Origin of the sequence: Marmoricola sp. OAE513 (genome assembly GCF_040546585.1) — a bacterium.
In the GTDB taxonomy this organism is placed as follows: Bacteria; Actinomycetota; Actinomycetes; order Propionibacteriales; family Nocardioidaceae; genus Marmoricola.
In genome coordinates this window covers 1,716,456-1,736,276 of the sequence record NZ_JBEPOC010000001.1, presented here as the reverse complement: position 1 = coordinate 1,736,276, position 19,821 = coordinate 1,716,456, and the positions used below count along the sequence as shown (strand labels likewise).

Sequence of the window (19,821 nt, the reverse complement as noted above, 5' to 3'; positions counted from 1 at the left end):
CAGGGGACCTCAGGGTTGCGGTCCGGTGATCATTCGGTGACGGGTTCGGTCTCCGCGCGCAGCTTCTCCAGGCGCGTCCGGAGCAGCTCGACCCGGTGGCCGTTCCCGTGCAGGTCGACGTACTGCTGACCGAAGACGGCGAGCAGGGCGTCGTCGAGGCGGCGTACGGCGCCGGGCGGGTACTTGTAGGCGAGCCGCTCGTTGATGACGCTGCTGTCGACCGAGGTGAGCAGGCCGGCCAGCTCCTCGAGCGAGGTGATGCCGAGCTCGAGCAGGAGTCCGGAGATCCAGGCGTAGTGGTCGGTGCGCGACCAGCCTGCGTCGGCGTACTGACCGGAGAGGAAGGCGGCCAGGTCCTGCGCGGAGAGGCGCGGGTCGCCCGGGTCCTCGCCGTCGCGGTGCTTCGGCGTCGCGGCCTGCAGTCGGTCGCGGATCTCGGAGAACTCGCGGTCGGCGAGCTCGAGCAGTCCGGCCGCCAGCGTGAAGCGCCGGTCGAGGTCGGGGACGTACTCCTGCGGGATGGTGCCCTTGTAGCGGATGTCGTGCTCGAACTCCGCCCACGCGTGCTGCAGCACCGTGCGGATCTGCACCGACGCCGGACGGATCTTCGCCGGCCCCGCGGTCGGCTTGAGGTCGACGAGCACGTGCCGGCTGGCGTAGCCGAAGCTGCCCTTGCTCGCGGTCTCCAGAGCCATGTCCCGGTCGTCGAGCACGACCATCTGGTCCGCCAGCAGGTCGGCGACGGCGGCGACGTCGGCGAGCACGTAGGTGATCACCCGGACGCCGACCTGGTCGGTGATCGCCGACGGGTCGGTGCGGTTGGCCTTCGAGGCGAACGACGCGACGCTCTTGGTGCGGCCGGTGACGGACAGGTAGTTGATGCCGGCGTCGTCGAGGAGCTGGGTGATCAGGTGCACGTAGAAGTCGGTGACCTCGGGCAGCTGCGGCTGCAGCTCGGCGTACGCCTGGACAGCGCTGTGGACGGGTCCGGCCGGCTCGGGCTGCTCGATGTCGGTCACCCGGACATCATGGCGCGTCCGGAGCGGAGGTTGTGAGTACCGTGGAGGGATGACCTCCCTCGCAGCGCGCACGATCGATGCCCTCCGTCACGAGAACGACGTCCTCACCGCTCTCGCCGCGACCTTCACCGACGCCCAGCTGACCGGCCCCTCGGGCGCGTCGGAGTGGACCGTCGCCCAGGTGCTCTCCCACCTCGGCAGCGGGTCGGAGATCTCGCTGGCCGGCTTCCAGGCGGCGCTCGGTGAGCGCGACGTCCCGGGCGACGACTTCAACCCGAGCGTCTGGGCTCGGTGGGACGCGATGTCCCCGACCGAGCAGCGCGACGGGTTCCTCGAGCACAACCGGATCCTGACCGAGGCGCTGGAGTCGCTGACCCCGGAGCAGCACGAGTCGGTGGAGGTGCCGATCGGCTTCCTGCCGGCACCGCTGAGCATCGCCGGCGCAGCGGGTCTGCGGCTGAACGAGGTGGCCCACCACAGCTGGGACGTCCGCGTCGCGGTCGACCCCGAGGCCGGTCTCCTCGACAGCAGTGCCGCCGTGCTTCCCGAGCACCTGCGCGGCGGCCTCGGCTTCCTGCTCGGCTTCATCGGCAAGGCCGACGTCCTCGACGAGCGCGTGGTCCTGGCCGTCGACGGTGCCGACTACAGCCTGGTGATCGACGACTCCGTCAGCCTCGGGGCAGCCGGTGACGCGGCGACGGCCACGTTCGCCGGGTCCCCCGAAGCGGCGCAGCGGCTGATCACCGGGCGGCTCGGAGCGGCGTACACGCCGGAGAGCGTGACGGTGACCGGCAACGTCACACTCGACCAGCTGCGCCAGGTCTTCCCGGGTTTCTGAGGACTAGCCCACGAGCCCGTGCTCGTGGGCGAACACGACGATCTGTACCCGGTCGCGCAGGGCGAGCTTGCGCAGGATCGCGCCGACGTGGGTCTTCACCGTGGACTCGCTGGCGAACACCAGACCCGCGATCTCGGCGTTGGACAGACCGCGCGCGACGGCCTCGAAGACCTCGCGCTCCTTCTCGGTGAGCTCCAGGTACGCCGACGGGGTCGGGGTCGCCTCGATGAACTGCTGGTCGAGCAGCGTGGTCAGGTCGGTGGGCGCGAGGACGGCGTTGCCGGCGTGCACGGTCCGGATCGCGTCGCGCAGCATCACCGGGGTGGTGTCCTTGAGCAGGAAGCCGCTGGCGCCGTGCCGGATCGCGGTCGCGGCGCGGTCGTCGAGGTTGAAGGTGGTCAGTACCAGAACCCGCAGCGGCTTGGTCCGCTTCGCCGCCCGGTCGGGGGCGAACAGCTGCCGGGTCGCCTCGACACCGTCCATCTCGGGCATCCGGATGTCCATCAGCACGACGTCGGGGTCGAGCGCGTCGACCTGGGCGATCGCCTCGAGACCGTCCCCGGCCTGGCCGACGACCTCCATGCCCTCCTGGGCGTTGACGATCACCGCCACGCCCTCGCGGAAGAGGTCCTGGTCGTCGACGAGCAAGACCTTGATGTTCTCGCTCATCACGTCACGACCGTACGCATCGGGACCCAGGCAGTCGCGCTGAAGGTCGGCCGGTCGAAGGGGCCGAGCTCGAGGCGCCCGCCGGCGGACTCCAGGCGGCGGCGCATGCCGACCAGTCCGTGGCCACCCTCAGTGGGCGGCCCGGGGATGTCGGTGCTGTTGACCACCTGGATCCGCAGCCACTCGCGCCACTCCAGCTCGACCTCGAGCGGGCTCGTCCGGCTGCCGTGCCGGATCGCGTTGGTGAGCATCTCCTGCAGCACCCGGTAGGCGACGGTGGCGAGCTCGGGCGGCAGCGGCCTCGGCGTCCCGACCTCGGTGAACCGGACCTCGTGGCCGCTGGAGCGCACTCCCTCGACCAGCTCGCGCAGGTCGCCCGGACCGGTGAGCGGCTCGTTGGTCGAGGTGAGCACCTGACGGACGTCCTGCAACGAACCGCGCGCGGAGCTGGCGATGTTCGCCATGGAGCGCCGCAGCTCGGAGGTGTCGGCCTCGTCGAGGTACTGCGCCGACTCGGCCTGGGCCAGGATCACGGCGAGGGAGTGGCCGACGACGTCGTGCACGTCGCGGGCGAGCTGGGTCTGCTCCTCGCGCAGACGCGCGATCTCCTTGGCCTGCTCAGACTCGCGCAGCGCTCGGGCAGCCTCGCGTTCGGCCACCTGCTGCGAGGCCTCGGAGGCAGCCGCGCGGCTGCTGAACCGCACGGTCAGGCCGATCAGCCACGGCACCGCGAGCACCACCATGCCGAGCACGGCGGCGCCGAGCTGCCAGGAGTCGGTGACCCGTTGGACGGTGTCCATCAGGCGCCGGAACTGGGCGGCGTCGACGACCGGTCCGAGGATGTTCGTGTTCACCGCGATCACGGCGATGGCGCCCGCCACCGGGATCGACAGACCGCTGAGGATGACGGTCGCGGTGTGGCCCCAGCGGGCGGCGCCGAACGCGACGGCCGCCACGGTGAGCTGGACGTACATCACCGGGATCGACGCGGACAGCTCGTAGCCGCAGACCGCCCAGACGATGGCCAGCCCCAGCGATGGCGCCCGTCGACTCAGCCCGACGGCGAGCGCGGTCGCGAGCGCGACCCAGACCAGCGCGACCCGGGACGGCTGGAAGTCGACGGCCGAGTACGGCACGTAGTCGGTGCTGAGTGCCTCGCTGAGCCCGAAGCCGAGGACGACGAGACCCACGAGAACGTCGGGGACCCACTCGCGCCAGTCGATCGGCGCCCGGTCCCTGGTGGGGGCCGTCGTCATGCAGCCATCATCCCTCAAGAACGTCCTGGACCAGGAGGTCCAGCAGGTCTCCGTACGACGTGCCGCCGGCGGCGAACATCTTCGGCACCTGCGACTGCTCGGTGAAGCCGGGGAAGGTGTTGACCTCGTTGAGCACCGGGCCGTTGCTGGTCAGGAAGAAGTCGACGCGTGCGACACCCGCGCAGCCGAGCGCGTCGTACACCGCGAGCGCGGCGTGCTCGAGCGCCTTGAGGTCGGCCTCGTCGAGGGCTGCCGGGACCTGGAAGACGGCGCTGCCGTCGTACTTGGTGGCGAAGTCGAAGAGTCCGTCGGTGACGATCTCCAGTGCGGGCGCGACGATCCGGGTGCCGTCGGAGCGGCCGAGGACGGCCAGGTCGATCTCGCGACCGACGACGAGGTCCTCGACCAGCACGCGCTCGTCCAGCGCGAGCGCGGCGCGGAGCGCAGCCTCGAGCCGGTCGGGCTCGGTGACCAGGGCAACGCCGTGGCTGGAGCCTGCTGCGATCGGCTTGACGACGACCGGGTGCGTCCAGCGGTAGGAGCGTGCGGTCGCCGCGGTGAGCATGACGCCCGGTGCCGTCGCGACGCCGACCGCCTCGGCGACGAGCTTGGTCGCCCACTTGTCCATCGCGAGTGCCCCGGCGCGGACGCCAGAGCCGACGTACGGGACGCCGGCGAGGTCGAGCAGTCCGGCGAGGGTGCCGTCCTCAGCCTTCGGGCCGTGCAGGACGGGGAGCACGACGTCGCAGGTCGTGAGCAGGTGGACTGCTCCGGCGATGCCGAGGAGATCCCCGCGTCCGTCGCGCCACCCGCCGTCAGGGTCGATCGTCAGCCGGACGACGTCGTAGCGCGTGGGGTCGAGCGCGGCTGCCACCGACGTTGCGGACGCGAGGGAGACGTCGTGCTCGCAGTTCTGACCGCCGCCGAGCACGGCGACGCGGATCGCGCTGCTCATGCAGTCCTCCGCACCAGCCGGCCGCCGAGACCGGTGACGATCTCGTGCGGGAGGAGGCCCGACCAGCCTGCCCAGTCGGCCACGGTCGGGCCCCCGCTGCCGCGCGGACCGATGACCGTGACCTCGTCCCCGACGTCGGCTCCCGAGCTGCCGAGGTCGACGACGGTCATGTCCATCGAGATCCGTCCTGCCACCGGGGCGTGGACGCCGCGGACTCGCATCCACGCCTCGCCGGACGCGAGACGGGGCAACCCGTCGGCGTACCCGAGCGGCACCAGGCCGAGGCGGGTGGCGGCTGGAGCGGTCCAGCTGTGGCCGTAGCCGACGGGAGTCCCGGCGAGCACCGAGCGGACCTCGACCAGCGGCGCCGTCACGGTGAGCGCGCCGCGGAGCTCGGTCGTCCCGGTCGGGTCGATGCCGACCAGGCCGGCGCCGACGCGGCTCATCGTGTGGTGGCTCAGCGGGTCCAGCAGGGTCGCCGAGGTGGCGGCGAGGTGACGCTGGGCCGGACGCAGCCCGGCCGCCCGGGCAGTCATCAGACCCCAGGCGAACCGGGTGCGACCGGTGCTGTTGGACGGGTGCGCCGGGTCGTCGGCGCAGCCGAGGTGGCCCATCATCCCGACGACCTGGACCTGGCCGAGCAGCTCGGCGCGACGGGCTGCGCGGCACAGGGCCGCCCACTCGCTGGGGGAGGCCCCGTCGCGGGCCATGCCGGCGTCGAGGTGCAGGTGCACCCGTGCACGCCCGCCGATCTGCGCCGCGGCGTGCGCCAGCGCGTCGAGGTGATCACGGGACGGGACCGCGACGTCGAGGTCCGCACCGATCGCCGCGGCCCAGTCGGCGTCGACGGGGTTGAGCCAGGAGAGCACCGGGGCACTCAGGCCCGCGGCGCGGAGGGCGAGGCCCTCGGCGATCGCCGTGACACCGAGCTGGGAGGCACCGTGCGCCAGGGCGGTGCGCGCGACGTCGGCGGCGCCGTGCCCGAAGCCGTCCGCCTTGACCACCGCCATCAGCTCGCCCGGGGTCCGTCGCGCGAACGTCTGGGTGTTCGCGGCGATCGCGTCGAGGTCGACCACCAGCTGCGGGCCGGTCAACCGGGGACGGGTCCCCTGCACGCTGCGCAGCACCGTGACCGCCGGGCTCACGCCGCCTCCTCGGTCCGCGGGCGCAGCCGCACCGGGCCGTACAGCGCGGTGGGGGCGCCGGTCATCAGCGCCCAGTAGCGATCGCCGAAGGACCAGTGCCACCACTCGGTCGGGTAGTTCACGAATCCTGCCGCGCCCAGCACCTCGGCGAGCAGGGTGCGGTTGGCCCGGGCTTCGGCGCCGACCTCGGCATCGAAGTAGCACCGGCCGCCGGACTGCTCCGGCGTCGCGTCGATCGGTGTGCCGAGGTCCAGCTCCTCGCCGCAGGCGTCGACGAGGGTCAGGTCGACCGCGGCGCCGGCGACGTGCGGCGCGACACCCAACGGCGCGACGAACCGGCTGGTGAGGCGATCCAGCTCGTCGCCCGAGATGCCGGGTCGCTCGGCGCACACCTCGGCGGAGTAACGCGCGATGATCGCGAGCTGGTCCTCGACCCGACGGTGTCCCTCGACCACCCGCAGACTGACGCCGGCGGGCAGCAGCGCGTTCGCGTCGGCGAGCCGGGTAGCGAGGCCCGCGCGGACCAGCGACTGCGGCCGACCGAAGAAGGCGTCGAGGGTGACCAGCGGTTCGCGGCACTCCAGGACAGGCACGGCGGCGACGGCGGGGTCGGACAGGAGGATCGTCATGGTTCAACCCTCGGTCGTTCCCCCGGTGCGGTGCCTCCACCTGAAGTACCGTCCTGCTGTCCTCAAGGACGAAGCCCTTCGACCTCGGAGCCCACCGTGCCCTCTCGGAACCGCCGTACCGACACCCCGTGGATCCCGGGCGACCTCACCGACAAGGTCGTGCTCGTCACCGGGGCCAACGGCGGTATCGGGTACTGGACCGCGTTGGCGCTGGCCCGCGCCGGCGCTCGGGTGCTGATGGCGTGCCGGTCGCTGCCCAAGGCCGATCAGGCGTACGCCGACATCAAGGCCCAGGTGCCCGACGCGCAGCTCGAGATCATCCCGCTCGACCTGGCCGACCTGGCATCGGTCCGCAAGGCTGCCGACGACGTCCTGGCCCGCACCGACCGGCTCGACGTCCTGGTCAACAACGCCGGCGTCGCCCTGGTGGCGAACGCGCGGACCACCGACGGCTTCGAGTCGCACCTCGGCGCCAACTTCCTGGGTCACTTCGCGCTCACCGGTCACCTGATCGATCTTCTGGTCGCGACGCCGGGAAGCCGGGTCGTGCACGTCGGCAGCCTCGCTCACCGGACGGGTCGGCTGCGCTACGAGAACCTCGCCTTCGAGCCCGGGCGTCGCTACCACCCCTGGACGGCGTACGCGCAGAGCAAGCTGGCGAACACGACCTTCATGCTCGAGCTCGAACGGCGCCTGCGCCTGGCGGGTGCTCCGACCATCAGCGTCGGCGGGCACCCGGGCGCCTCGTTCACCGGGATCGCCGACCGGATGTGGATCATCCGGGTGCCTGGCATCAGGCCGATCGCCGCGTGGCTGGAGGGCAAGGCCCTCAACGTGCCGGAGCTGGGTGCCGACGCGTCGGTGCGCGCCGCCACGGAGCCGGGCATCCTCGGCGGCACCTACTACGGGCCGTCGGGTTTCGGCGAGGTCAACGGTGCTGCCGGCCCGGCGAAGATCAGCCCGCGGGCGTACGTCGACGGAGCCCGACTCTGGGAGGCCGCGTCACGGTTGACCGGGGTGCACTTCCTCGACTGACCGGGAACGGAGTGTCCGACCCCGGCGTTAGATTGCAGTCCCCTTCCCAGAACACCCGGAGGCTGCTGCGTGAGTTTCGTCCCGCTCGAAGGTCAGGCCACCTTGCACCTGGCCGATCCGCCGCGGGACAGCGAGATCGAGTTCAGCGGGCCGCGCCGGGTAATCCGGTTGCCGATGAAGGGCGCGATCCCGGTACTCACCCGGGCGCTGCGGGTCCAGGACGCGCACGCCTCGGTCTCGCTGCTCGGTGCCGCCACGATGCTGGCGATGAAGTTCGTCGCCGCCGGTCAGCTGCGCCGGTCGGACACCGGTGAGGCCTGGGAGGTCGGACCGTTGCCGCCCGTCGACGAGGACCGCGTGCGCGAGCTGGCCGCGGCGCGGGCGCACGGCGACCTCGACGCCGCGGCGGCCGAGACGGTCGTGCGCGGACTGCTCGACGCGGTCGCCGACACCATGACCCGGCAGCCGGCGCGCTCGGTGACCGGGGGGATCGCACCGCGGACGGCGCCGTCACAGACGCTGGAGGATCGGCTCGCCCGCGCGACCGCTGAGCACACTTCGGACGCACACCTGCCCGCCGAGGTCTACCTCAGCCTGCGCGTCGAGGCTCCCGAGGAGCAGCTCGAGGCCGGCACCCTCAGCATCGTCCCGCAGGTGCACGAGCTCGACGTCGCCACGCACGTCGTCGACGCTGCGGAGCTCTGGCTGGCACCACCCGGTGAGGCCGGGGGCCACGGGTTCTCACGCAAGGCCAAGGTCAGCGCCGGCGTCGCCCTGCGGCGGGCCGCGCTCGCCTGGCCCGCCCTGGACCGGCTGCTGCGCCGCCAGGTGCCGGACCGGCTGGTGCTGCAGCCGGAGGAGCTCACCGACCTTCTCGACGTCGGGCTGGAGGCACTCGCCGGCATCGGCGTCGAGGTCTACTGGCCGCGCGGTCTGCGGCAGGAGCTGACTCCGCAGGCCCGCATCGACGTCAGGTCCTCCGACGGTGGTGGCGCGATCCGTGAGGAAGCGCTGATGACCGGCCTCTTCGGGTCCGAGGCGCTCTTCGGCTTCGACTGGCGTCTCGCGCTCGGCAAGGACCCGCTCACCGACGACGAGATGGCAGCGCTCGCCGCCGCCTCGACGCCGATGATCAAGCTGCGCAACAACTGGGTGGTCGTCGACCCGAGCGTGGCCCGCAAGGCGCGGGCGGCGTTGAAGAAGGGCGCGAAGCCCATCGCCCCGGTGGTCGCGCTGCGGGCGGCGCTGACCGGCGAGATCGACTTCGACTCGGCCACCGTCGAGGTGCACCCCGGCGCGACTCTGGAGAAGGTCCGCGAGCGCGTCGTCGGGGCCGCCACCCGTGCGCCGTACGACGACCCGGTCGGGCTGGACGCGACCCTGCGCGACTACCAGCGGCAGGGGTTCACCTGGCTGGCCGAGCTCACTCACGCCGGCCTGGGTGCTTGCCTGGCCGACGACATGGGGCTCGGCAAGACGATCACGCTGATCGCTCTGCACCTGCACCGGCGCCAGACCGGGCAGGCGAAAGGCCCGACGCTGGTCGTGTGCCCGGCGTCGTTGATGGGCAACTGGCAGCGTGAGGTCGAGCGGTTCGCGCCCGGCGTACGGACCCGTCGGTTCCACGGGTCCGCTCGTGACCTCGCTGACCTCGGTGACGGTTTCGTCTTCACCACCTACGGAACGATGCGTCGCGACCACGAGGCGCTCGCCGCGGTCGGTTGGGACCTGGTCGTCGCCGACGAGGCGCAGCACATCAAGAACGCCACCTCCTCGACCGCGCGCAACCTGCGGCTCATCGACTCGGCCTGCCGGGTGGCCCTGACCGGGACGCCGGTGGAGAACAACCTGACCGAGCTGTGGGCGATCCTCGACTGGACGACGCCCGGTCTGCTGGGCTCGCGCAACGCCTTTCGGAAGGTGTGGGCGGCACCGATCGAGAGCGGGGTCGACCCTCTGGTGGCACGGCAGTTCGCGCTGCTCGTCGAGCCGTTCCTGCTGCGCCGCCGCAAGTCCGATCCCGGCATCGCGCCGGAGCTGCCGCCGAAGACCGAGACCGACCAGGTCGTCGGACTGACCAGCGAGCAGGTCGTCCTCTACGAGGCGTTGGTCCGCGAGGCGATGGACCGGATCGAGAACGCACCCGAGGAGGCGCGCCGCGGCCTGGTGCTCGCGCTGCTCACCGGGCTCAAGCAGATCTGCAACCACCCGGCTCACTACCTGCGGCAACCGAACGGACGGATCAAGGGACGCTCGGAGAAGATCGACCTGCTCGACGAGCTGCTCGGCACGATCCTCGCCGAGGACGGGTCGGTCCTGCTCTTCACCCAGTACGTCGCCATGGCCGAGCTGCTGGAGAAGCACCTCGCCGCTGCCGGGGTGCCGACGCTGTTCCTGCACGGCGGGACGCCGGTGAAGCAGCGCGAGGCGATGGTCGACGCGTTCCAGGCCGGCGAGGCTCCCGTCTTCCTGCTCTCGCTGAAGGCCGGCGGCACCGGGTTGAACCTGACCCGGGCCGACCACGTGATCCACGTCGACCGCTGGTGGAACCCGGCGGTCGAGGACCAGGCCACCGACCGCGCGTACCGGATCGGGCAGACCCGTCCGGTGCAGGTGCACCGGCTGATCACCGAGGGCACCATCGAGCAGAAGATCGACGAGCTGCTCACCCGCAAGCGCGGACTGGCCGAGTCGGTGCTCGGCAACGGCGAGGTCGCCCTGACCGAGCTCTCCAACGCCGAGCTGCGCGACCTGGTCACCCTGCGGCGGAGGGTGAACGATGCCTGAGGCCGGCAACGACCCGATGGTCTTCCCCCGCGCCGGTCGGCAGCGCGGGCCGTCCGCGCGGAGCACCACCTGGTGGGGCAAGGCCTGGGTGCGCAGCTTCGAGGAGACGGTCGTCGAGCCGAACGACCTGATCACCGCGCGTGCGTTGTCGCGCTCGGGCCGCCTCGGCGCCGTCATGATCATCTCCGGGATGGCCTCGGCCGTCGTCGACCCGGGTACGTCCACCGCGATGATCGCCCAGGTCCGGGTACGCCGTCTCGAGGAACCGCAGTGGCAGCGCTTCGCCGCCGAGCTCGCCCGCGAGGCCGGGCACCTCGCTGCGCTCGAGACCGGTGACCTGCCCGTCGACCTGGTCGAGCACCTCGACGAGTCCGGTGTCGAGGTGATGCCGGGTCCGGGTGACTTCGACTCCGCCTGCGAGTGCGACGCCTGGATCCAACCCTGCGTGCACGTGCTCGCGCTGCTCTACCAGCTGGCGTGGAGCATCGATCGCGACCCGTACGCGCTGCTCCTCCTCCGCGGCCGCACCCGCGACCAGGTGCAGGACCCCGGCGCTGCGCTGCCCGTCGAGGCCGATGACGCCGCCGCGCGGGCAGCGACGATCCTGGCGCTGGCCGAGGACGCACCGGGTGGGCACGGGCTGGCGGACACCGCGGTGGCGGCGTACGACGACGAGGTCAGCCGGCTGCTCTAGTCCTGGGCCGGAGTTCTCCGGAGTTGGCTCTCCGCGGGCGGATCTGGTGGTTGACTCCAGTCATGTCACGTCTCGGGTTTCTGCGCTTCGGCGTCGTCGCGGTCCTCTGCACGGTCACGCTGTCCGTGGCCGGTCCGGCGTCCGCCGACCAGTACTCCGATCTGGAGAGCGCTTCGGACGGCGGAGTTCCGGGCGGGTTCGTCGCCTTCTTCGTGATCGTCGCGTTGTTCGCCGTCGGAGCCACGATCTGGAAGGTCGTCGTCGCTCGCGACCTCGCCCGGCAGTCGGGCATGGACCCGGACGTCGCCACCGGCATGACCCTGCTCGACGACAACGGCCTGAGCGCGACGTACCTCGCCTCCAGCCTGCGTACCAACCGCCCGTACGAGGATCCGAACCTGGAGCGGCGCACGCCGCCCGAAGCGCCGAAGGGCACCGCGACGGAGCGTCTCGAGGAGCTCAAGCGCCTTCTCGACGCCGGACTCATCACGCTGGTCGAGTACGACACGCGACGTACGAAGATCATCGACTCGCTCTGAGCGCGAGACATCTGAGCCCTCTCGGCGTCCGTGCGCGAGACATCTGGGCCCTCTCGGCGTCCGTGGGTGGGACATCTGGGCCCTCTCGGCGGAAACGACCGCGGGGCCGGCCGGCTGCTCGCCGACCGACCCCGCTGATGGATCGTGACTACTTGACCTTGCCGGCCTTGATGGTCTTCACCACCGTGGTGTAGCCAGCTCGTGCCAGGGTGATCCTGACGCTGATCTTCTTGCCCTTGTCAGCCTTCTTCACCTTGTACGCCGACTTGGTCGCGCCGGAGATCGGGCTGCCGTTGCGGAGCCACCGGTACGAGACCTTGGCACCCGGGGTGCAGCTCGGCGGGGTCGCCCGGAGCTTCTTCCCGACCTTGGTCTTGCCGGAGACCGAGCCGCCCTTGACGGCGAGGGTCCCGGCCTTGACCAGCGCGGTGGGCGCGGTGGTCTTGCTCCGGTTCAGCGCACCGGGCTTCGACGCCGTCACCTTGACCCGCAGCTGTGCTCCGAGGTCACCCGCACCGGCGGTGTACTTCTGCTTGGTCGCGCCCGAGATCGGCGAGCCGTTGCGGAGCCACTGGTAGGTGTACGCGAGGTCCGGACCGCTCGGGGTCCAGGTGCCGTTGCCGGCGGTGAGCACCTGCCCGACCTTCGCGGTGCCGGTGATCTTCGGCAGGGTGACGTTCTCGAGCTCGACGAACGCCTGGTCCGCGATCGGCTCGGTGGCCGCGGAGGTGACGGACTTGCTCGCGAGACCTTCGGCGCTCGCGGTGACCCGCACGGTGACCTTCAAGCCCGCCATGCTGGGACTGGGGGTGAAGGTCGGCTCGTTCCCGCCCACGGCGTACGGACCGACCCGCCAGACGTAGGACAGGTCGACGTCCGCAGGGTCCCAGGTCCCCGGGTTCGCGATCAGCTCGTTGCCCACGATCGGCGCCCCGGTGATGGTCGGAACGGTGAGGTTCTGCACCGTCCCGGCGGGGGTGCCGAACCTGAGGTCCACCGGCATCGCCGTGCTGCCGGACGCACCGACGGCCACGGTCCGGAGGTTCTTCTGCGTGTTGGACAAGGTCCCGCTGACGTCCGAGTAGTAGCCGGAGTCCGGGACGCTGCCGTCGCCGGGGTTCGCCACGCCGGCGCACTTCCAGGCGTTGTCGATCGCTTCCTCCTCGGTGTCCCCGTTGTACGCGTCGGCGTGCACGGCGACGTCGAAGTCGCCGGAGGAGAGGCCCTCGACCGAGAAGGTTCCGTCGGCCTTGGTGAAGGCGTAGCGCGACGTGAGGTGGTCGTCGGTCGTGTAGACCTGGACGAGACAGCCGGGAGCGGCTCCACCGTCCGCGTGCAGGACCTTGCCGGTCAGCACCGCGCCCTGGGTCATCGTCGCGTTGACGTTGGTCCGGACCTGACCCTTGGCGAGCGTGACGGTGGTCGCGGCAGCCAGCCCGGCGCTCTCGCTCACGCCGTTGTAGTACTGGCCGGCCAGCGGGCTGATGGCACCCTCGCGCGCGAACTGCACCTTGTAGCTGCCGGCGGGAAGTCCGCCGATCTCGTAGTAGTCGCCGTCGCTGTAGGTCCCGGCGACGACCTTGCCGGTGCTCGCGTTGACGGCATCGACGCGGATTCCTTCGTCCTCGTCGACGTCGACGCCTGCCGGCACGTCGATCGTGCCCGCCACCGTCGCGCCCTGGAGGAGCTGGATGTTCTTGCCGCCGATCGTGTCCTCGTAGCTGTTGACCTTGATGTCCGTAGCAGCGTCCAGGCTCGGGACGTTGCCGTAGAAGGTCGGCGAGTCGACGTAGTCCTCGTCCTCGCTGTAGCCGGTCGCCTGGATGCGATAGGTGCCCGGGGGGAGCGCCACGGAGTAGACGCCGTCGTCGACCTCGCCGTAGGCGTCGGAGTACTCGAACCTGGTCCCCACCTTCTGGAAGATCGTCAGGTCGCCGTAGGGCACCTTGGCCCCGGTGTGGTCGCGCACGGTTCCGGTCACCACGCTGAGCTGGGTGACGACCAGGTTCACGTTCGCCGTGGTGTTGGGCACCGTGACGGTGGCGTTGACCGAGGCACGCGAGTAGCGGTCGGTGTCGCTGGTGGAGACCTTGTAGGTCCCGGTGGGCAGACCGTTGACGGTGTAGTTGCCGTTCGCGTTGGTCTGCCCGTAGCCGACGGTGCCGTCCTCGTTGGAGACCCGGATGCCGAGGCCCCGTGCCGGGGTGCCGTTGCGGTCCTTGACCGTGCCGCTGATCGCGCCGCCGACATCGAGCTGGAAGTTGATGTTGTTCTTGGTCTCGCCGACTGCGACCACGACCGGCGTCGCGGCCGACAGGGTGTGCACCCCGTCGTAGTACTCGGGCTGGTAGCCGTCGAGGTAGACCGCGATCGCGTAGGAACCGGCCGGCAGTCGGCTGAAGGAGTAGTTGCCGTTGACGTCGGTCTCGTCCTCGTCGACCCCGTACCAGGAGCCGGCGTACGGCATGAGCACCTCGACGGTCGCTCCGGCTGCCACCCCACCCGCGGCCTTCGTCGCCTTGCCGGTGATCCCGGACGCCTTGACCATCGTCACGTTGGCGGTGGTCGTCGCACCGCCGGTGACCGTGATGGTGCCCGCGCTCGCGAAGCTCGTGGTGCTGGGGTAGTAGGTGCCGACGTTGGGCCCGGTCCCCTCGACGTAGATCTTGTAGCCGCCGGCGGGCAGGCCGCTGAAGGTGAAGTGCCCCGTGCCGTCCGTCTCGGCCTCGTCGTAATAGTCGTCTCCGCCGGCAGCGTCGACGATCTCCACGAGAGCGCCCTCGAGCGGCGTCCCGACCGAGTTGGTCACCTGACCGGAGACCGTGCCGGTGGTGGCGGCCCGAGCGGCCGGCGCGGCGAGCGTGAGCATCGCGAGCGCGAGGAGAAGCGTGGAGAGGACGGAGGTGAGAACACGACGAGGTTCCCGAGAAGAAGCGAGACGCACAGCGGACTCCTAGAAAGCGGCGGTCCGGAATCGTGACACCGGCCGGTGCTGCGCGCGCCGGAACACCGAGATCCTGAACTCCGAAACTAGACCAGTGCTTCTCGGAACCTCCCCACAACCGGACAGGACGGGCGTACCAGTCCTCGTCAGCGGTGGGAGGGGATCAGCCGAGCAGCGCCCGCAGCGCCATCCCCGCCAGGATCTCCTGCATGGCGTCGTCGGAGACGAGCGCACTGTGCGGCGTGGAGTTGATCAGCCCGAAAGCAGCGTGGACGGTCGCGCGTGCCGGCGCGGCGGCGAGCTCGGGTCGCAACGACCGCAGCACCTTGACCCAGACCTCGACGTACTTGCGCTGGGTGTCGCGTACCTTCTCGCGGGCCTCGAGCGGCAGGGCCGACCAGTCCCGGTCCTGCACGACGATCAGGGCCTTGTGATGGAGGGCGAAGTCGACGTGCCACGCGATCAACGACTCCAGGGCCGCCTTGTCGTCGCCGGCGTCGCGGACGCGCTGGCGTCCCTCGCGGAGAAGCTCCTCGCTGATCGAGACCAGCATCTCGGAGAGGATCGCCTGCTTGCCGCGGAAGTGCTTGTAGAGCGCAGGGCCCGAGAAGCCGCAGGCAGCGCCGAGATCGGCGATCGAGACACCGTGGAAACCGTGCTCGGCGAAGAGTCCGGCCGCGGTCTCGAGGATCTGCTCACGGCGGGTGGTCACGGGAGGATTCTAAACGGTTAACGACCGTTCACCGACCCACGGTCCGCAGCTGGTCGAGCGGCCGTCGGCGAACTTCGACGAACGACTTGAGTTAATGATCGTTAACCTGGCACGCTGGGCCCCGTGACTTCCTCGATGCGAGATCTCGTGACCGAGCTGCGCGAGCGGCTGGCTGTCGTGCGGCAGGGCGGCTCGGAAGCTGCTCGTCGCAAGCACACCGACCGCGGCAAGCTGCTCGCCCGTGACCGCGTCGACGTGCTCCTCGATCCGGGTTCGCCGTTCCTCGAGCTGAGCCCGCTGGCGGCCTACGGGATGTACGGCCGCGAGGGCGACGACAACGCCGTCCCGAGCGCCAGCATCGTCACGGGCATCGGTCGGGTCGCCGGCAGACCGGTCATGGTGGTCGCGAACGACGCCACCGTGAAGGGCGGCACCTACTACCCGATCACGGTCAAGAAGCACCTGCGTGCCCAGGAGGTCGCGCGCGCCAACAAGCTTCCGTGCATCTACCTGGTGGACTCCGGCGGCGCGTTCCTCCCGATGCAGGACGACGTGTTCCCAGACAAGGAGCACTTCGGCCGGATCTTCTTCAACCAGGCCAACATGTCCGGCGAGGGCATCCCGCAGATCGCTGCGGTGATGGGTTCCTGCACGGCAGGCGGTGCCTACGTGCCGGCGATGGCCGACGAGAGCGTGATCGTCCGCGACCAGGGCACGATCTTCCTCGGCGGTCCGCCGCTGGTGAAGGCCGCGACCGGGGAGGTCGTCACGGCCGAGGAGCTCGGCGGCGGCGAGGTGCACGCCAAGCGCAGCGGCGTCGTGGACCACCTGGCCGAGGACGACGCGCACGCGCTGGCGATCATCCGCTCGATCGTGGACACGCTGCCGGAGCCCGAGCAGGTCGCGGCAGGCGAGGCCGACTTCGACGAGCCGGCGCTGGACCCCGAAGGTCTGTACGACGTCGTGCCCACCGACACCCGCACGCCGTACGACGTCCGCGAGGTGATCTCCCGGATCGTCGACGGATCCCGCTTCCACGAGTTCAAGGCCCTGTACGGCGAGACCCTGGTCTGCGGCTTCGCCCGCATCTGGGGTCACAAGGTCGGCATCGTGGCGAACAACGGCATCTTGTTCTCCGAGTCCGCCCTCAAGGGGGCGCACTTCATCGAGCTCTGCAACCAGCGCGGCGTACCGCTGGTCTTCCTGCAGAACATCAACGGCTTCATGGTCGGCCGCGAGTACGAGAACAACGGCATCGCCCGCGACGGCGCGAAGCTGGTCACCGCGGTCGCCTGCTCGGTGGTCCCGAAGTTCACGGTCGTCATCGGCGGCTCGTTCGGCGCCGGCAACTACGGCATGTGCGGGCGGGCCTACGATCCGCGGTTCCTCTGGATGTGGCCGAACGCGCGCATCTCGGTGATGGGTGGTGAGCAGGCCGCGGGCGTGCTCTCGACGGTCAAGCGTGATGGCATCGAGGCCGCTGGGGAGAGCTGGTCGGCTGAGGACGAGGAGGCGTTCAAGGCGCCGATCCGAGACCAGTACGAGCGGCAGGGCTCGCCTTACTACGCGACCGCGCGGCTCTGGGACGACGGGGTCATCGACCCGGTCGACACCCGACGGGTGCTCGGGATGGGGCTGGCCGTCGCCGCCCGGGTCCCGACGCCGAAGCCCAGCTACGGAATCTTCCGGATGTGATGACGATGACTGGACGTCCCTTCGGCACCCTGCTCGTCGCCAACCGCGGCGAGATCGCGATCCGCGTCATGCGCACCGCCCGCGCGATGGGCCTGCGCACCGTCGCCGTCTACTCCGAGGCCGATCGCCAGGCGCCGCACGTCGCGTACGCCGACGCCGCGGTCCTCATCGGTCCCACCGTCGCGACCGAGTCCTACCTGTCGGTCCCGGCGATCCTCCAGGCGGCCGCGGACACCGGTGCCGAGGCGATCCACCCGGGCTACGGCTTCCTCTCCGAGAGGGCCGAGTTCGCCCGGGCGGTCGTCGACGCCGGTCTCGTGTTCGTCGGTCCGTCGGGTGACGTGATGGAGCGGATGGGCCGCAAGGACCACGCCCGGGAGATCGCGATCGCGTCCGGGGTCCCGGTGGTCCCCGAGTTCGTCCCGGGTGCCTCCGACGTCTCGTTCCCGGTGCTGGTCAAGGCTGCTGCCGGTGGTGGCGGGAAGGGCATGCGGATCGTCCACGACGCGGCCGACCTGGACGCGGCGATCGCCGCCGCGAAGCGGGAGGCCGCCAGTGCCTTCGGCGACGACACCATCCTCATCGAGAAGTACGTCGCGCGCGGTCGGCACATCGAGGTGCAGGTGATGGGTGACGACCACGGCAACGTGCTGCACTTCTACGAGCGCGACTGCTCCACCCAACGGCGGCACCAGAAGGTCCTTGAGGAGGCGCCGGCGCCGACGATCAGTGCCGCCATGCGCACCCTGCTGACCGAGTCCTCGGTCGCGCTGTCGAAGCACGTCGGCTACGTGAACGCCGGCACGGTGGAGTTCCTCGTCGACGACGTTGCGGACGAGGCGTACTTCCTGGAGATGAACACCCGCCTCCAGGTCGAGCACCCCGTCACCGAGGCCATCACCGGCCTCGACCTCGTCGAGCTCCAGCTCAAGGTCGCCATGGGGGAACGGCTCCCGCTGACCCAGGACGACGTGACCGTCACCGGCCACGCCATCGAGGCCAGGGTGTACGCCGAGGATGCGTTCAACGGCTTCCTCCCGCAGGCGGGCACGGCCGAGCTCGTGCGCTGGTCGCCGCGCGCCCGCAACGACGTGGCGCTCGTGTCGGGCCAGGTCGTCAGCAGCTCCTACGACCCGATGCTCGGCAAGGTGATCGCGCACGGACCCGACCGCGCAGCGGCCCGACGCCAGCTGGTCGGCGCGCTCGACGGCACGACGATCCTCGGCCTGACGACCAACGTCGGCTTCGTCCGGGCGCTGGCAGCGAGCCCCGCGTTCCGGGACTGCGAGATCGACACCGCATGGCTCGACCGCAACCCGGACGAGATCACCCCGTCCGGCGCGAGGGTCGCCGCGGTGTTCGCGGTCTGGGCGATCGCCGACCACGAGATCGGCCTGCGGCCCGGGCACCCGTTCGGCACCGCGGACGGCTGGCGGCTCTCCGGTCCGGCGGCCCCGGCCACGATCGGGTTGGTCGTCGACGGCGAGGAGACCCGGTGGACGGCGTCGTGGAAGCGGGTCGTCGGCCCGTACGGCGACGTCCCCACCCGTCTGGTCTCGCGGGAGGACGGCTTCCTCACCCTCGAGATCGAGGGGCGGATCCGGGAGGCTGCGGTCCGGGTGCGTCCGCGCGAGGTGGACGTGGTCTTCCTCGGCAACACCTTCACCTTCCTGCGGCCCGACCCGTTCGCACCCGGTGCGGGGTCGGGGCCCGGTGACGGGTCGGTTCTCTCCCCGATGCCGGGCACCGTGCTCGCGGTGGACGTGGCGGTCGGGGACACCGTCGTCGCCGGGCAGCGGCTCGGCGTGGTCGAGGCGATGAAGATGGAGCTGGCGTTGACGGCGCCCTTCGACGGAGCCGTCACCGCGGTCGGCGCGAGCGTCGGCGGTCAGGTCCAGCTCAAGCAGGAGATCTTCACGGTCGCGGTCGTCGAGCCTGAGTCCTCAATCGTCGAGCCTGCACCCGCGGTCGTCGAGCCTGCCGAGACGTCAGGAGACGCGCAGTGACCGACGACCAGACCAGGGACGTCACGATCTACGAGGTCGGCGCGCGCGACGGCCTCCAGAACGAGAAGGGCATCGTGCCGGTCGAGGCGAAGGCCGAGTTCATCGGCCGCCTGCTCGCGGCCGGCCTTCCGGTCGTCGAGGCCACCTCGTTCGTGCACCCGCGGTGGGTCCCCCAGCTCGCCGACGCCGGTGACCTGATGGAGCTCCTCGGAGAGGACGGTCGGCACCTGCCGGTGCTCGTGCCGAACGAGCGCGGACTCGACCGGGCACTCGAGCTGGGGCTGGAGCACATCGCGATCTTCGGCAGCGCCACCGAGACGTTCGCGCAGAAGAACCTCAACCGCAGTCTCGACGAGCAGTTCGCGATGTTCGAGCCGACGGTCACCCGTGCCCGCGCGGCGGGCATGGACGTTCGCGCGTACGTGTCGATGTGCTTCGGAGACCCGTGGGAGGGAGCCGTCCCGGTCGACCAGGTCGTCGGCGTCGGCAAGCGGCTCTTCGACCTCGGCGCGAGCGAGCTCTCCCTGGGCGACACCATCGGCGTCGGCACGGCCGGCCAGGTCGGCACGCTGCTGGACGTCTTCAACGCCGCCGGTCTGCCCGACGACGTGCTCGCGGTGCACTTCCACGACACCTACGGCCAGGCACTTGCGAACGCGTACGCGGCGTACCAGCACGGCATCCGGACCTTCGACGCCAGCGCCGGCGGCCTCGGTGGCTGCCCGTACGCCGAGTCGGCGACCGGGAACCTCGCGACCGAGGACCTCGTCTGGATGTTCCGCGGACTCGGGGTGGAGACGGGGGTCGACCTGGATGCTCTTGTTGCGACGAGCACCTGGATGGCGGGCGTTCTCGGGAAGCCGAGCGTGTCCCGCGTGGTGACGGCGCTGAGCTGAGC

Annotated in this window: 16 protein-coding genes; 8 read left to right on the top strand and 8 right to left on the bottom strand. The window is 70.8% G+C overall.

The features are described from left to right. Nucleotides 1–29: 29 nt before the first annotated feature. Complete coding sequence (locus tag ABIE44_RS08850) at nt 30–1,019, bottom strand: GTP pyrophosphokinase (protein ID WP_354437945.1); 990 nt, start codon at nt 1,017–1,019, stop codon at nt 30–32. Nucleotides 1,020–1,068: 49 nt separating this feature from the next. Here ABIE44_RS08850 and ABIE44_RS08845 point away from each other — a divergent pair, with 49 nt between their 5' ends. Next, nucleotides 1,069–1,857 carry a maleylpyruvate isomerase family mycothiol-dependent enzyme gene (locus tag ABIE44_RS08845; RefSeq protein WP_209719324.1) on the top strand — a complete coding sequence of 263 codons (789 nt, stop codon included), beginning with the start codon at nt 1,069–1,071 and terminating at the stop codon, nt 1,855–1,857. A gap of 3 nt (nt 1,858–1,860) precedes the next feature. Here the strand turns inward: ABIE44_RS08845 and ABIE44_RS08840 are convergent, their stop codons facing one another. The 5 genes from ABIE44_RS08840 to ABIE44_RS08820 are packed head-to-tail and all read right to left on the bottom strand — an operon-like array spanning nt 1,861 to nt 6,511. Then, entirely contained in the window at nt 1,861–2,526 is a 666-nt protein-coding gene (locus ABIE44_RS08840) for a response regulator (protein WP_209719327.1), read from the bottom strand. Beyond that, entirely contained in the window at nt 2,526–3,782 is a 1,257-nt protein-coding gene (locus tag ABIE44_RS08835; RefSeq protein ID WP_209719330.1) for a sensor histidine kinase, read from the bottom strand. Before ABIE44_RS08835 ends, ABIE44_RS08840 begins: the two co-directional genes overlap by 1 nt. Before the next feature lie 7 nt (nt 3,783–3,789). Then, nucleotides 3,790–4,737, bottom strand: a complete 948-nt coding sequence (locus tag ABIE44_RS08830; protein ID WP_209719335.1) for a D-alanine--D-alanine ligase family protein — start codon at nt 4,735–4,737, stop codon at nt 3,790–3,792. After that, nucleotides 4,734–5,882 carry an alanine racemase gene (gene alr / locus ABIE44_RS08825; RefSeq protein WP_354437944.1) on the bottom strand — a complete coding sequence of 383 codons (1,149 nt, stop codon included), beginning with the start codon at nt 5,880–5,882 and terminating at the stop codon, nt 4,734–4,736. The genes ABIE44_RS08830 and alr overlap by 4 nt, the downstream gene beginning before the upstream one ends. Then, nucleotides 5,879–6,511, bottom strand: a complete 633-nt coding sequence (locus ABIE44_RS08820) for a M15 family metallopeptidase (RefSeq protein ID WP_209719339.1) — start codon at nt 6,509–6,511, stop codon at nt 5,879–5,881. The genes alr and ABIE44_RS08820 overlap by 4 nt, the downstream gene beginning before the upstream one ends. Before the next feature lie 96 nt (nt 6,512–6,607). Here ABIE44_RS08820 and ABIE44_RS08815 point away from each other — a divergent pair, with 96 nt between their 5' ends. From ABIE44_RS08815 to ABIE44_RS08800, 4 genes are all read left to right on the top strand, one after another. Continuing rightward, on the top strand, nt 6,608–7,546 hold the full coding sequence (locus ABIE44_RS08815) for an oxidoreductase (RefSeq protein ID WP_209719341.1): 939 nt from the start codon (nt 6,608–6,610) through the stop codon (nt 7,544–7,546). Between the two features lie 69 nt (nt 7,547–7,615). Further along, nucleotides 7,616–10,333, top strand: a complete 2,718-nt coding sequence (locus ABIE44_RS08810; protein ID WP_209719344.1) for a DEAD/DEAH box helicase — start codon at nt 7,616–7,618, stop codon at nt 10,331–10,333. Further along, nucleotides 10,326–11,027 (top strand): SWIM zinc finger family protein, encoded by a 702-nt coding sequence (locus ABIE44_RS08805; protein ID WP_209719347.1) that lies wholly within the window; start codon nt 10,326–10,328, stop codon nt 11,025–11,027. The genes ABIE44_RS08810 and ABIE44_RS08805 overlap by 8 nt, the downstream gene beginning before the upstream one ends. Nucleotides 11,028–11,089: 62 nt before the next feature. After that, a complete protein-coding gene (locus ABIE44_RS08800) occupies nt 11,090–11,566 on the top strand; it encodes an SHOCT domain-containing protein (protein ID WP_209719350.1) in 477 nt (158 codons plus the stop codon). Nucleotides 11,567–11,714: 148 nt separating this feature from the next. On the opposite strand, the gene ABIE44_RS08795 is transcribed toward ABIE44_RS08800, so the two are convergent. Beyond that, nucleotides 11,715–14,510: a carboxypeptidase regulatory-like domain-containing protein gene (locus tag ABIE44_RS08795; protein WP_209719353.1), complete on the bottom strand. Its 2,796-nt coding sequence runs from the start codon at nt 14,508–14,510 to the stop codon at nt 11,715–11,717. Between the two features lie 163 nt (nt 14,511–14,673). Continuing rightward, nucleotides 14,674–15,222, bottom strand: a complete 549-nt coding sequence (locus ABIE44_RS08790) for an SACE_7040 family transcriptional regulator (protein ID WP_209719357.1) — start codon at nt 15,220–15,222, stop codon at nt 14,674–14,676. A 123-nt stretch (nt 15,223–15,345) separates the two neighbouring features. On the opposite strand from ABIE44_RS08790, the gene ABIE44_RS08785 reads away from it, so the two are divergent. From ABIE44_RS08785 to ABIE44_RS08775, 3 genes are read left to right on the top strand one after another with little or no spacing between them, the layout of a single operon-like run. After that, nucleotides 15,346–16,917, top strand: a complete 1,572-nt coding sequence (locus ABIE44_RS08785; RefSeq protein WP_502912726.1) for a carboxyl transferase domain-containing protein — start codon at nt 15,346–15,348, stop codon at nt 16,915–16,917. A gap of 5 nt (nt 16,918–16,922) precedes the next feature. Beyond that, nucleotides 16,923–18,923 carry an ATP-binding protein gene (locus ABIE44_RS08780; RefSeq protein ID WP_209719360.1) on the top strand — a complete coding sequence of 667 codons (2,001 nt, stop codon included), beginning with the start codon at nt 16,923–16,925 and terminating at the stop codon, nt 18,921–18,923. Then, entirely contained in the window at nt 18,920–19,819 is a 900-nt protein-coding gene (locus ABIE44_RS08775; RefSeq protein ID WP_209719363.1) for a hydroxymethylglutaryl-CoA lyase, read from the top strand. The genes ABIE44_RS08780 and ABIE44_RS08775 overlap by 4 nt, the downstream gene beginning before the upstream one ends. The last annotated feature ends 2 nt before the right edge of the window (nt 19,820–19,821 follow it).